Origin of the sequence: uncultured Tenacibaculum sp., from assembly GCF_947504135.1 — a bacterium.
Lineage (GTDB): Bacteria > Bacteroidota > Bacteroidia > Flavobacteriales > Flavobacteriaceae > Polaribacter.
Genome location: NZ_CANNGG010000006.1, coordinates 41654 through 55343, shown reverse-complemented (window position 1 = coordinate 55343; position 13690 = coordinate 41654). Strand labels below are relative to the sequence as shown.

The 13690-nt window shown below is 32.1% G+C and carries 13 protein-coding genes; 6 read left to right on the top strand and 7 right to left on the bottom strand.

What is annotated here, in order from left to right; translation table 11 throughout:
* Positions 1 to 29 precede the first annotated feature (29 nt).
* Positions 30 to 1388, bottom strand: coding sequence for a pyridoxal-phosphate dependent enzyme (locus tag Q0663_RS12135; RefSeq protein WP_299011454.1), 1359 nt, complete (start codon positions 1386 to 1388; stop codon positions 30 to 32).
* A gap of 22 nt (positions 1389 to 1410) precedes the next feature.
* Positions 1411 to 2646: an FtsX-like permease family protein gene (locus Q0663_RS12130; RefSeq protein ID WP_299011452.1), complete on the bottom strand. Its 1236-nt coding sequence runs from the start codon at positions 2644 to 2646 to the stop codon at positions 1411 to 1413.
* A 135-nt stretch (positions 2647 to 2781) separates the two neighbouring features.
* Between Q0663_RS12130 and Q0663_RS12125 the strand changes: the two genes are divergently transcribed.
* From Q0663_RS12125 to Q0663_RS12115, 3 genes are all read left to right on the top strand, one after another.
* The gene (locus tag Q0663_RS12125; protein ID WP_299011449.1) at positions 2782 to 4038 is read left to right on the top strand and encodes a DUF1343 domain-containing protein; all 1257 of its coding nucleotides are present in this window, start codon (positions 2782 to 2784) and stop codon (positions 4036 to 4038) included.
* Positions 4039 to 4076: 38 nt separating this feature from the next.
* Positions 4077 to 4706, top strand: coding sequence for a hypothetical protein (locus Q0663_RS12120; protein WP_073182984.1), 630 nt, complete (start codon positions 4077 to 4079; stop codon positions 4704 to 4706).
* A 287-nt stretch (positions 4707 to 4993) separates the two neighbouring features.
* Positions 4994 to 5743: a VCBS repeat-containing protein gene (locus Q0663_RS12115; protein WP_047789485.1), complete on the top strand. Its 750-nt coding sequence runs from the start codon at positions 4994 to 4996 to the stop codon at positions 5741 to 5743.
* Positions 5744 to 5750: 7 nt separating this feature from the next.
* On the opposite strand, the gene Q0663_RS12110 is transcribed toward Q0663_RS12115, so the two are convergent.
* Both Q0663_RS12110 and Q0663_RS12105 read right to left on the bottom strand, forming a co-directional pair.
* Complete coding sequence (locus Q0663_RS12110) at positions 5751 to 6746, bottom strand: PLP-dependent cysteine synthase family protein (protein WP_299011442.1); 996 nt, start codon at positions 6744 to 6746, stop codon at positions 5751 to 5753.
* 114 nt (positions 6747 to 6860) lie between these two features.
* On the bottom strand, positions 6861 to 8957 hold the full coding sequence (locus Q0663_RS12105; RefSeq protein WP_299011440.1) for a S9 family peptidase: 2097 nt from the start codon (positions 8955 to 8957) through the stop codon (positions 6861 to 6863).
* 139 nt (positions 8958 to 9096) lie between these two features.
* On the opposite strand from Q0663_RS12105, the gene Q0663_RS12100 reads away from it, so the two are divergent.
* The 3 genes from Q0663_RS12100 to Q0663_RS12090 are packed head-to-tail and all read left to right on the top strand — an operon-like array spanning position 9097 to position 10061.
* The gene (locus tag Q0663_RS12100; protein WP_299011438.1) at positions 9097 to 9420 is read left to right on the top strand and encodes a YbaB/EbfC family nucleoid-associated protein; all 324 of its coding nucleotides are present in this window, start codon (positions 9097 to 9099) and stop codon (positions 9418 to 9420) included.
* Positions 9421 to 9426: 6 nt separating this feature from the next.
* Entirely contained in the window at positions 9427 to 9720 is a 294-nt protein-coding gene (locus Q0663_RS12095) for a DUF2752 domain-containing protein (protein ID WP_299011434.1), read from the top strand.
* 14 nt (positions 9721 to 9734) lie between these two features.
* Positions 9735 to 10061, top strand: a complete 327-nt coding sequence (locus tag Q0663_RS12090) for a CCC motif membrane protein (protein WP_299011429.1) — start codon at positions 9735 to 9737, stop codon at positions 10059 to 10061.
* A gap of 46 nt (positions 10062 to 10107) precedes the next feature.
* Here Q0663_RS12090 and Q0663_RS12085 read toward each other — a convergent pair whose 3' ends face one another.
* The 3 genes from Q0663_RS12085 to Q0663_RS12075 are packed head-to-tail and all read right to left on the bottom strand — an operon-like array spanning position 10108 to position 13689.
* On the bottom strand, positions 10108 to 11439 hold the full coding sequence (locus Q0663_RS12085; protein ID WP_299011638.1) for a DUF58 domain-containing protein: 1332 nt from the start codon (positions 11437 to 11439) through the stop codon (positions 10108 to 10110).
* 2 nt (positions 11440 to 11441) lie between these two features.
* Entirely contained in the window at positions 11442 to 12446 is a 1005-nt protein-coding gene (locus Q0663_RS12080; RefSeq protein ID WP_299011427.1) for a MoxR family ATPase, read from the bottom strand.
* Position 12447: 1 nt separating this feature from the next.
* On the bottom strand, positions 12448 to 13689 hold the full coding sequence (locus Q0663_RS12075; protein WP_299011425.1) for a DUF4350 domain-containing protein: 1242 nt from the start codon (positions 13687 to 13689) through the stop codon (positions 12448 to 12450).
* Position 13690: the final 1 nt, after the last annotated feature.

Here is a 13690-nt window from a genome sequence, read left to right as displayed (position 1 = left end):
TGTTTTTATTCTCTTTAGAGATGCTAATTTTAAATAGCTCTAATTATATCATATTTTGTAATGATGTGGTGTTTTCCATTTTCTAAATCAACTAAAACTGCTTGATTTTCTTTGTTAATTAACTTAGATACCTCATCAATAGAAGCTGATTTTTTAACTGTAGGATATGTTCTTCCCATTACATCTTTAATAGGCTTTTCTGCTATATTTTTATCTTCTAAATAATTATATAATAATGCTGATTCATCTACTGAACCTACAAACCCATTTGCATCTCTTACAGGAATCTGTGATATTTTAAATGTACGCATTCTTTCAATAGCATGTGACACTAATTCTTCTGTTTGAACAGTTACTAATGGTTTATCTATATGATCTTTAATTAAATCTTCAGCTGTAGTAATTTCTTCATCTAAGAAACCTCTATCACGCATCCAATCGTCATTAAACATTTTTCCTACATAACGACTTCCATGATCGTGAAACAACACTACCACTACATCATCAGGTTTAAACTCGTCTTTTAACTGTAATAATCCTTTAATAGCTGAACCTGCTGAATTCCCTACAAAAATTCCTTCTTCCTTAGCTATTTTGCGTGTGTAAATAGCAGCATCTTTGTCAGTTACTTTTGTAAATCCATCAATTAAAGAAAAATCAACATTTTTAGGTAAAATATCTTCACCAATACCTTCCGTGATATATGGGTAGATTTCATTCTCATCAAAAATACCTGTTTCGTGATATTTTTTAAATACAGATCCGTACGTATCTACTCCCCAAATTTTAATATTTGGATTCTTTTCTTTTAAAAACTTAGCAGTCCCTGAAACCGTTCCTCCTGTTCCTACTCCAACAACAAAATGTGTGATTTTACCATCGGTCTGTTCCCAAATTTCTGGTCCTGTTTGTTCATAATGTGCTTGTGCGTTTGAAGGATTGTCATATTGATTTACATACCAAGAGTTTGGAGTTTCCTCCCCTAAACGCTTAGATACTGAATAATATGAACGAGGATCATCTGGTTCTACATTCGTAGGGCAAACAACTACCTCTGCTCCTACAGCACGCAGAATATCCATTTTTTCTTTTGATTGCTTATCTGAAATTACAAAAATACATTTGTACCCTTTTACAATAGCTGCTAATGCTAATCCCATTCCTGTATTTCCTGAAGTACCTTCTATAATGGTACCCCCTGGCTTTAAACGACCATCTGCTTCAGCATCTTCTATCATTTTAAGTGCCATACGGTCTTTTACAGAGTTTCCTGGATTAAACGTTTCTACTTTAGCTAATACTAAAGCATCTACTTCTTTTGTTACTGAGTTTAATTGAACTAAAGGTGTGTTACCAATAGTTTCTAATATATTTTTTGCGTACTTCATATCTTATTAATGTTATGCAAAACTAAGCAAATCGAATGGATTTTGAAGGGCGAATTTTTGTAATGATATATGAAGGTACTATCAACATTAAAAAGCAAAGTATTAGCGTACCTATGTTTAACAATAAAATTGCCAAGAAATTAATATCTACAGGCATTGTTGATACATAATAAGTTTCAGGATCTAGACTTATTAACTTCGTATATTTTTGAATTAAAAGCATACTAAGTCCGATGAGATTTCCCCAGAACAATCCTTTTAAAATTAAGTAAGAAGCATTGTATAAAAATATTTTTCGGATACTCCAATTTACACTTCCCAGTGCTTTTAAAATTCCAACCATTTGTACACGCTCTAGAATAAGAACCAACAATGCTGTTACCATATTTATTCCAGCAACCAACACCATGATTCCAATAATAAACCATACGTTATTATCTAATAGTTTTAACCATTCAAAAATAGCAGGATAATTACTTACAATCGTAATACTATTTAAGGTTGCTCCAATACTTGTATACACTTCATCTCCTTTTTCTTTGAGCATATCATAATCATCAATCAACACTTCAAAGCCTCCTATTTCATTGTCTTTCCAACGATTAATTTTTTGAACCTCTCTTAAGTCTCCCAACAACATAATCTTATCAAACTGTTCAAAACCTGTATTGTATATTCCCACAATAATTGGCTTTCTTGATTTAAATTTCAAACTACTGTTTTCTGCTCCAAACCATGTTTGAATGGTATCGTTTAGTTTAAAATGCAATCGGTTTGCAATAGATTGAGAAATTAGAATTTCTCGGTTTCTATCCTGAGTAAAATCTGGTAAACGACCCTCAACTAAACACTCATTAAAAAAAGTAAAATCGTAATCAGCCGAAACCCCTTTAAAAATAATTCCTTCAAAATCAGTAGGAGTTCTAATTATCCCTCCAACATTAGCAAAAGGTTGTACTTTTTTTATACCGTCAATGTTTTTAAACTCTGGATAAAACTCTTGGTTAATATCAATCGGAACTGTTGAAACATCTGAATTGTTATTATCGTAATTTACAATTTGAATATGCCCTTTAAAGCCTGTCATTTTATCGCGCACCTTATTCTGAAACCCAGAGGTGATCGACACTGCAATTAACATAATAGCTACACCAAGAGCAATGGCAGTGGTTGCAATGGTAATAATTGGTGATGAAATACTGCTTTTATACTGTTTTCCAGCAATGATTCGTTTTGCTATAAATAATTCGAAGTTCAAATGTTTTCTTTTTTACAAACCAAAAGTAACTAATTCTTATGTAAAGAAAGAGAAGAATACCTAGGTTTTAATTCTTTAACTTTTATTATTCTTAAAAAATAGAAATCTGTACCTTTATGTTTTAATTTTTTATAGATGAAGCTTACTTTTAATTACGTTTTTTTACTTTTTTTAGTATTCAGTTTTCAATTTTCTTCTTGTGCACAACAACAAAAAAAATCAACTACTAAAGAAGTGCCAATACAAGAACAGCCAAAAACAATTAAAACGGGTGCTGATAGAACTACAGCTTACCTTCCTCTTTTAAAGAATAAAAATATTGCCATAGTTGCAAATCAAACTTCCGTATTGCAAGTGTTACAACGAGCTGAAGTTGCCCCCAACATTATGGGGTCTGAAATGGTACAACATCACTTAGTAGATTATTTACATAATTACGATAGAATTAACGTTCAAAAAGTATTTGCTCCTGAGCATGGTTTTAGAGGAAAAGCTGATGCTGGTGAAGCCATAGCTGATGGAAAAGATGTAAAAACAGGGATTCCAATTATTTCGTTGTACGGAAAAAACAAAAAACCTTCGCCTGAACAATTAAATGGAATTGATGCTGTTGTTTTTGACATTCAAGATGTAGGAGCTCGTTTTTATACCTATATTTCTACACTGCATTATGTAATGGAAGCTTGTGCCGAGGCTAATATTCCTGTGATACTACTTGACAGACCAAATCCGAACGGACATTATATTGACGGACCAATGTTAGAACCTGAACACAAAAGCTTTGTAGGCATGCACCCTGTTCCTGTAGTTTACGGAATGACAATTGGTGAATACGGTAAAATGATTAATGGTGAAAAGTGGTTAGCAAATGGTATTCAATGTGATTTAACCGTAATTCCGCTAGAAAATTACACACATCAATCAACATATAGTTTACCGATAAAACCATCGCCTAATTTACCGAACGATGTTTCGATTAACCTATACCCTAGTTTGTGCTTTTTTGAAGGAACAAACGTTTCTGCTGGAAGAGGAACCGACAAACAATTTCAAATTTATGGTTCGCCATATATAGAAAAAACTGGTTTTAGTTTTACTCCACAATCGAATGAGGGAGCAAAACACCCAAAATATAAAGGAGAATTATGTTTTGGAGAAGATTTAAGCACTCACAGCCGTTTAGCTAACTTAGATCTTAATTGGCTTAAAAAAGCATACGAGCAGTCTCCTAAAAAAGATTTTTTTAATACTTTTTTTACCAAACTAGCAGGTACTACCAAACTACAAGAACAAATTGAACAAGGACTTTCTGAAGAAGAAATCAAAGCAAGTTGGCAAGAAGGTCTAAATGACTTTAAAAAGGTACGTGAACAGTATTTGTTGTATGAATAGTTCTTTTTTAATACTTTTGATTATTAAAAATTTTGACTATGAAAAAGTATCTTATTTTACTTATACTGATTATCGTATCTCCATCTTTAGCTCAAACAAAAGAAGCTGTAACCTCTAGTGGTGAAATTTTTATACTACACTCAGACGGAACTTGGTCAAAAAAAATAACAGATGAAAAAAAATTAAATTTAAAAAACTTTAATGAACCCTATTATTTAAATCGAGATGATTTAGTAAGCTTAGAAAAAGTTAAAGCAAAATACGAAGCAAAAGTCAAGGCTCTAGGTTATGGAGGCGTTAAAACTCAATTAATAGCATTTAAAGCTAAATCTAATGTTAGATTTAATAATCAATCAATACCAAAAATTGTATTTAAATATGAAGGACTTTTAAATCCTGAAGATTTATTCACCGTTATAAAGGCTAATGAAAAAAGAAAAAAAAGACAATTTATTCAAAGTAGTATAGCATTGGGAGGAAATGCAAGAGATACTTCTGAAAATGAAGTAACTTTCAAGCTTAAAAAGATTGAAAAAAACACCTACGAAATAATTTTTGATGACATACTTAAAAAAGGAGAATATGCTATCATTCCTGCGCTAAACAGTGGACAAACTGCCATGGGGTATAGCTACACTATTAAAATTTATTGCTTTGGTATAGATTAACTAAAAAACATCAATCTTTCATCCAGTTATCAGAATAAATATTAAATCATTTCTCCTCACACATCGATTGTCTATAGTTAATTCCCCAGTTTGCTAAATTGTCAATTAAAGGAAACCCTTCCTAAGGACTACAAGAGCAAGTAAGAACTACCTATAAAAACCCCTGCTCTTTCATCCAGTTATTAGAATAAATTTTTAACAAAGTCAATTTACATACAGTAAACTCTAAAGTAAAAAAACTTCTTATCTTTATAATCTCAAATAAAACTATTGTAAATTGCTGCGCTTTGAAAAAATTTTACTTCACTATATTTCTCTTAATTAGCAGCTTTTCGTTTGCTCAATTTCCTTTTGAAAAACTTCCTTCTACAGAATATAAAGAATATAAGAACTGGAAGCTTTACGATTGGTTAGACACAAAAAATACGATACATCACACACTTACTATTGACTCTTTTTTTGATAATAAAAAGAGCTTAACAGTTCAATTAACCTCTTTACTTACTTATTTCGAAAACACTTCAACGATTCGCTTATTTCGTAATAAAAAAGAAATCTGCAAATTTCCAGAAAGCATGTTATTTTCAACAATAAATACAGGTCACGATCCTATTTACGTTGGAGATATAAATGGTGATGGTCTGGAAGACATAAAAATGATAATTCCGTATATGGGTAATGGTATTTCAGCAATGAATGTTAGAGTAATATACTTATTTCAAACACAAGACTCTACCTTCCATAAGATTTCTTTTACTGATAAAATGGATACTATTCGACCAGAATACGATTTTGATGGAGACGGAAACCATGAAATTATTACAATGACCTTAACAAATTATAGCAATCATAATTATTGGACATTTAATATTTTCGAATACAAAGAAGGTGAATTAAAAAACGTTAATAATAAAGCTAATTATCCTATTATGGTACAATTTCTTAACAAAAAGAACTATACAATTACCAATAAAATTAAAAGAGAAGAAATGAAAAAATTCTCTTTTAATCTTCCTAAGGACTACAAGAGTAAGTAAGAACTACCTATAAAAACCCCTGCTCTTTCATCCAGTTATTAGAATAAATCTTATTCATATAACGAGAACCGTGATCTGGTAAAATTACGACTACTACACTATTTTCATCAAAAAAACCATTGTCTGCGTATTGTTGTGTAGCTTGTAAGGCTGCTCCTGAAGTATACCCTGCAAAAATACCTTCTGCTTTTACTAATTCTCTAGCTTTTAAAGCCGCTTCTTTATCTGATACTTTTTCGTATACATCTACCACATCAAAATCGGTAGAAGTAGGAATTAAGTTTTTACCTAATCCTTCAATTTTATAAGGACTAATTTCATTTGAATCAAACTCACCTGTTTCATGATACTTTTTAATCACTGAGCCCATCGCATCGACTCCTAAAATTTGAATATCAGGATTTTGTTCTTTTAAATAACGTGCTGTTCCAGAAATCGTTCCTCCTGTCCCGCTTGCTGCAACTACGTGAGTTACTTTTCCGTCGGTTTGTTCCCAAATTTCTGGTCCCGTACTCTTATAATGTGCTTCAATATTTAGTTCATTAAAATACTGATTGATATAAATAGACCCTGGATTTTCTCTATGCAATCTTTTAGCTACTTCGTAATACGAACGAGGATCGTCAGGAGTAACATTTGCAGGACAAACATGCACTTCTGCTCCCATAGACTTTAACATGTCTATTTTGTCTTGAGAAGACTTATCACTCACTGCCAAAATACAGCGATATCCTTTTACAATGCTAATCATTGCCAATGAAAATCCTGTGTTACCAGATGTTGTTTCAACAATAATATCTCCTTCTTTTACAATTCCTTTTTCTTCAGCAGTTTCAATAATATGAAGTGCAATTCTATCTTTAGCAGAGTGACCTGGATTAAAAGCTTCAACTTTTGCATAATACGTACCCGGTAAATCTTGGGTAATTCGATGCAGTTGAATCATGGGGGTTTGACCTACTAAATCTATTATTGAATTGGTAATACCTTGATGTCTTTTCATTATGTTTTATAAATAAGAAAAAGTGTCATTACGAAAATTAGACACGAAAAATCTGTTGAGATTGTTCGTTGCTTTCGCAATGACACTTACACTCAATCGAGCGCAAAAATATAATTATTTTTTTAACTTACCTTCTAACATTAAAAAGAACGTGTATTCTTCTGCTGTTTCTTTTAAAGCATCAAACCTTCCAGACGCTCCTCCGTGACCTGCTTCCATGTTTGTATGTAAGAATAATAAATTATTATCAGTTTTTAACTCACGTAGTTTAGCTACCCATTTTGCTGGCTCCCAGTATTGTACTTGACTATCATGTAATCCTGTAGTTACTAACATATTTGGATATGCCTTTGCCTCAACTTGATCGTATGGAGAATACGATTTGATATAATCGTAATACTCTTTATCATTAGGATTTCCCCATTCGTCATACTCACCTGTTGTTAATGGAATACTATCATCTAACATCGTAGAAATTACATCTACAAACGGTACTGCAGCTATGATTCCGTTATATAACTCTGGATTCATATTAACAATAGCTCCCATTAATAAACCTCCAGCAGAACCTCCCATAGCATACAAATGCTCTGGTGATGTATAACCGTTATCTATTAAATATTTAGAACAATCAATAAAATCGGTAAAGGTGTTTTTCTTATTCAACATTTTACCATCTTCGTACCACTCACGCCCTAAATACTGACTTCCTCTAATATGCGCTAATGCATATACAAATCCACGATCTAATAAACTTAAACGTGTTGTTGAAAACCCATCATTAATTGTATACCCGTAAGAACCGTAAGCATATTGTAAGATTGGTGTGTTTTTATCAAGCTTCGTATCTTTATGGTGTACAATTGATAACGCTACTTTTTTACCATCACGAGCAGGTACCCATATACGCTTGCTTACATAATTATTTTTATCAAACTTTCCTCCTAAAACTTCTTGCTCCTTTTTAACTTCTTTTGACCTTTCTTTCATATTGAAATCAATCACAGAACTTGGAGTTGTCATTGAATTATACGAATAACGAATTACCTCTGTATCGAATTCAGGATTTCCATATACCCCTGCTGAATAGGTTTCTTCTTCAAAAGGTAAGTAGTAGTCTTCAGTTCCATCCCATCGTTTGATACGTATTTTATTCAATCCTTCGTTTCTTTCTTCTAAAACTAAATAGTCTTTAAAAATTGAAAAATCTTCAAATAAAGTGTCATCTCTATGAGGAATTACATCTACCCAGTTTTCTTTGCCAGGTTTATCTACAGGAGTTTTCATTAACTTAAAGTTAGTAGCTCCATCTTTATTCGTTTTGATGTAAAAATGATCTCCGTAATGTGCTACATCATATTCTAAATCACGCTCACGAGGTTGAATAATACGTAATTCTCCATCAGGGTTATTAGCATCTAATACGTGGTACTCTGTAGAAACTGTACTATACGAACCTATTATGATATAATCTTTAGATTTTGACTTGGTAACAAAAGCTCCGAACGTATCATCTTTTTCCTCATACACTAATTCATCTAAAGATGCATCAGAACCCAACGTATGTTTGTAAATTTTTGAAGAACGTAATGTTACAGGGTCTTTTTTAGCATAAAACAACGTTTTATTATCGTTTGCCCATACAGAACCTCCAGTCGTGTTTTCGATGATATCTTTATAGATCTTACCAGTTTCTAAGTTTTTAATTCTGATAAAATACTGGCGACGGCTTACTGTATCTGTAGCAAAAGCTGTCATTTTATTATCTGGCGACACATTTAACCCTCCTAACTGAAAATAATCATATCCTTTTGCTTCATTATTCACATTGAACATGATTTCTTCTTCAGCCTCTAAAGTTTCTTTTTTACGGCTATAAATAGGATATTGCTGTCCTTTTTCATAACGAGTTATGTAAAAGTATCCATCTTTTTTATACGGAACAGACTCGTCGTCCTCTTTTATACGTCCCTTCATTTCTTGAAACAACTCTTCTTGAAACTCTTTCGTTTCTTTCGTCATTTCATCATAATAAGTATTCTCTGCGTTTAGGTAATCGTATACTTTTTGAGTTTGTTCATCTTTAACCTCAGCATTTTTTTGCTCGTCGGTTAAACGCATCCAAAAATAATCATCAGTACGTACATCTCCATGTTTCTCTAACTTTGTAGGCTGTTTTTCAGCAACTGGAGCTTTGATATCTTTCTTCATTTCTTGCTTTTTACAAGACGCAAAAATAAGACTAAATGCCAAAGCTGATAGCATTAATTTTTTCATTTTTAAAGTTGGTTTATATTTCTTGTGAAAATACTATTTTTGTTGTTAAGTAAATCATAAAAATAGAAGGATTATGTTCGGAGATATTTCTGGAATGATGGGTAAATTAAAAGAAGCCCAACAAAAAGTAGAAGAAACTAAAAAACGTTTAGATACCGTTTTAATTGATGAAAGTATTGCTGATGGAAATGTAAAAGTTACCGTAACGGCAAATAGAGAAATAAAAGCTATTACTGTTGACGAATCTTTATTAGAAGATAAAGAAGAGTTAGAAGATTACTTAATTTTAGCTTTAAACAAAGCGTTAAAGCGTGCTGGTGAAATTAACGAACAAGAATTAGCAATTGCTGCAAAAAGCGGTATGCCAAACATTCCTGGAATGGATATGTTTAAATAATAGGCTATGTTTTTACAATTAGAAGATTATATGCTACCCTGCTTAAACAAACAATTCTTTGGAATGGATTGTTTAGGTTGTGGCATACAACGTGCGTTAAGCTTAGTTTTTCATGGGGAATTTATAGCGGCTTTTAAAATGTACCCTGCTATATATACCTTACTAGCGTTAGCTTTTGTGGTTGCTATTAACTTCTTTTATAAAGTAAAATACGCTCAAAAAATAATCAGTATATTGGCTATCGTTAACATAGCCATTATTGTGACTAGCTATGTAATAAAAATGAATCAAATAATTTAAATTTTAGAAAAACTATGGAAAAACAAAAACTACCAAATTCAACCACTTCATTAGTATTAGGTATTTGCTCTATTTTAACTTGTTGTTGTTACGGAGTTATTGGATTACCTCTTGGTATTATTGCTGTTATTTTAGGTAATAAAGCTATTAAATTAAATAATGAAAATCCTGATTTATATGAAGGAGTAAAAAATGCTAGTACTGGTAAAACATTGGGTATAGTTGGTATTGTATTAAACGTAATTTTTATCGCTTATATCATTTGGGTTATTTCTATGATAGGAATGGATGCTTTAGGTAGCCCTGAATTATTACAAGAAAGATTACAAGAGCTACAATAGTAGCGAATTCTATAATAATAAAAAAGCGACCAAATGGTCGCTTTTTTTATATCATTCCTTTCGCTTTAAACTCAAGGTACTTATTTATAACATTAACTGATAAATGCTGTGGCTTGGTTAAAATAGCATGTACTGCATTTTTCTCTAATTCTTTTATCATCAAACGTTTTTCGTATGCGTATTTCTCAGCAATCGTTTTGTGATACACACTTTGTAAATCTTCAGCGTTTTCAGTAATTAGGCTATCTAACTCTGTATTTTCAAAGAAAACGGTTACTAACAGGTGCTTTTTAGCTATTGCTTTTAAATACGGTAATTGTCGTTTTAATGCCGATATATGCTCAAAATTCGTATATAAAATCAGTAAGCTTCGCTGATTTATTTTTCGTTTAATATTAGCATACAACAATGCATAATTAGCATCTGAAAAATCTGTAGTTATATTATATAACTCTTCATTAATGACTGATAAATTTGTTTTCTTACTACTTGCTGCTACTATTTTTTCTACTTTTTTAGAAAACATTAGCATTCCTGCTTTGTCATTTTTTAATAACGCAATGTTTGAAAACGCTAAGGTTGAGTTTATCGCATAGTCTAATAATTTCAATCCTTCAAAAGGCATTTTCATAACACGACCTAAATCAATCATCGAATAAATAGGCTGCGATTTTTCATCTTGGTATTGATTCACCATCAAATCACCTCTCTTTGCTGTGGCTTTCCAATTTATCGTACGTACATCATCACCAGGAATATAGTTTTTTATCTGCTCAAACTCCATGGTATGCCCTATTCGTCGGATTTTCTTCATACCAAACTCAGTTAAGTTATTGTGCATTGCTAAAAACTCGTACTTTTTCATTTGCACGTAAGACGGATATACTTTTACACTCTCTTCTGCAGAAAATGTGTAACGTTTAGAAAACATTTGTAAAATAGAGGATACAAACACATTTACTCTTCCAAAGTTATACTCTCCTCTTTCAACAGGTCGAACAGTATATGTATAGGTTGATTTTTCTCCAGGTTTCAAAGGCATTGCATGCTCAAAATCTCTTTTTTGAAATTGTGCTGGTAACTCATCAATCAACGAAATAAAAACTCGAAACGGATAATTGTTTTCAAGTGTTATCGCTATTTCGTTATCATCTGAATTTGATAGCTTTTCTGACACTATTCTTTTTGCTGAAAATCCGTTTTTAAATCGATATAAAATGATTAGATCGATACACATCGCCATAATAAGCAACCATACTAACATCCATGTTGCAGAATACAGCACAGGAATCCAAAACGACACTAAAAACAATGCCGAAACCACGCTGATGTAAACAAAAAAGCGGTTGTGTATGTATAACGATTTAAAGAATTGAATCACTATCTTGGAACTTCAACAGATTGTACAATCATTTCAATTACTTTGTCAGGAGTCATTCCTTCCATTTCGCGTTCTGGAGTTAACATGATTCTATGGCGTAATACCGGATAAATACTCTTCTTCACGTCTTCTGGCATTACAAAATCACGTCCGTTAATTGCCGCAAACGCTTTAGACGCCATCAATACTGCAATACTTGCTCTTGGCGAACCTCCTAAAAATAAATGCGCGTTGTTACGTGTATTAGAAATTAACTGAGCAATGTATTTAATAATCTTTTCTTCTACCAATACTTCAAAAACCTTGCTTCTATATTCTAACAATTCTGACTCGGTTAACACAGCTTCCACCTGAGTTTGTGGTAACGCCCCTTTACGATCGTTATGAGCAGTGATAATTTGTATTTCTTCGTCTAAACTTGGGTATCCTACGTTAATTTTGAATAAAAAACGGTCTAATTGCGCTTCTGGTAAAGCATAGGTTCCCTCCTGCTCTATTGGGTTTTGTGTTGCCAATACCATAAATGGCGGATTCATTGCGTAACGCTCTCCATCCATCGTAATTTGTTTTTCTTCCATCACCTCAAATAATGCCGCTTGTGTTTTAGCCGGTGCTCTGTTGATTTCATCAATCAATACAATATTGGAAAAAATTGGACCTTTTTTAAATTCAAAATCAGAAGTTTTCATGTTTAAAACCGAAGTCCCTAACACATCCGAAGGCATTAAATCGGGTGTAAACTGGATTCGGCTAAAATCCGTTGCAATTGTTTTAGCCAATAATTTTGCAGTTACTGTTTTAGCTACACCAGGTACTCCTTCAATCAACACATGACCATCAGCTAATAAAGAAACTAATAACAGCTCCATAAACTCCTCTTGCCCAACAATTACTTTTCCTAACTGCTCTTTAATCTTAACAACAGCTTCTTTTAATTTTGACAAGTCAACTCTGCTTGTAAACAACTCATTTGTTGTTTCTACTGAATTATTCTCTGTATCCATATTAACTATTTTTATATGCTTTAAAATCTTCAATAGCTTTGTTTAAGGCTATCAAATCTTCTTCGGTTATGTTTGATTTTGATTGTATTTGTTTTATTTTCTGAAATAAATCTTTAATTTTTTCTTCAGAATTACCACTTCTACTAGCTACATTTTTGTAAAAACTCTCATCTATCTTTAGAGTTGATAGTCTGTATTTGACTCTTATATACTCTAAAAAATAGTTGATTTTATGCTCAGCTATATTTTTATGGTCTGACTTTTCATAATACATATTTGCTATAGTACGTGTAAAAGCCAACGTTTGATTTTTTAACGGTGTAATTACAGGAATTAATCGCTGATTACGCTTTCCTTTAAAAATAATGAAAAACAACACACCTATCAACGCTATATAATATGCCCATTTTAACGGTGGGGTTGATAAAACATAGTGCATCGGTGAAGTTATACTACTTTTTCCCGTTTTATAATAGGCATCCCACAAAACAGTACTTTCACCCCCGTTTATAGTACTTGCATTTGCTCCTTTTTTTTGAGAAGTACTTATATACGATAGTACATTCGCTACATACTCGTAATTGTTGTTTAACAACATGTTGTAATTGGTAAAAGCCTGTGGAAAAGTATGCAAATAGAAATTTCCTTTTCCGTGCTTTACTTTAATGTAATTTGGCTTTTTACCGATGATAGAATCGTTTTCATTTCTAACTACTAACTCACCTAAAATAGTAGTATTTAGGGTATCTACTTTGGAAAAATAGAATTTAGAAAAGTCTCTATCAAAATGATATTCTGTTTCACCAAAAATTGAGTTACTCATTTTTTGATACGCTTTTTCTTCAAAAGCTGATGTTGTTAAAATACTCGTTTCTGTTTGTAACGTATCAATATGTACTCCGTTTGTAGCTATAAAAACATTGTTTCCTCTTTTTACAAACTTGAGCAGTTCAGAAAACTCATCTTCTCCAAAATTCAATGCATTATCAACAAAAAAATAAGTTCCGTTATTGGTTGAATCTTTTAAAAATGTATACGGATTTTGATGAATGTCTTTTACTTTTTTCTTCGGAAATAAACTCGGCATTTCTTTATGCAATACATACGTACCATAAGGAATCTTATGCTTAGCAGCATAACTTGGATACCAATTGATTTCTTTAGGCTTTACAGACTCGATGTAAATAATACCTAGCAGTATAAACACCAATAAACCAATGTATATTTTAAGTTTCTTATCCAAA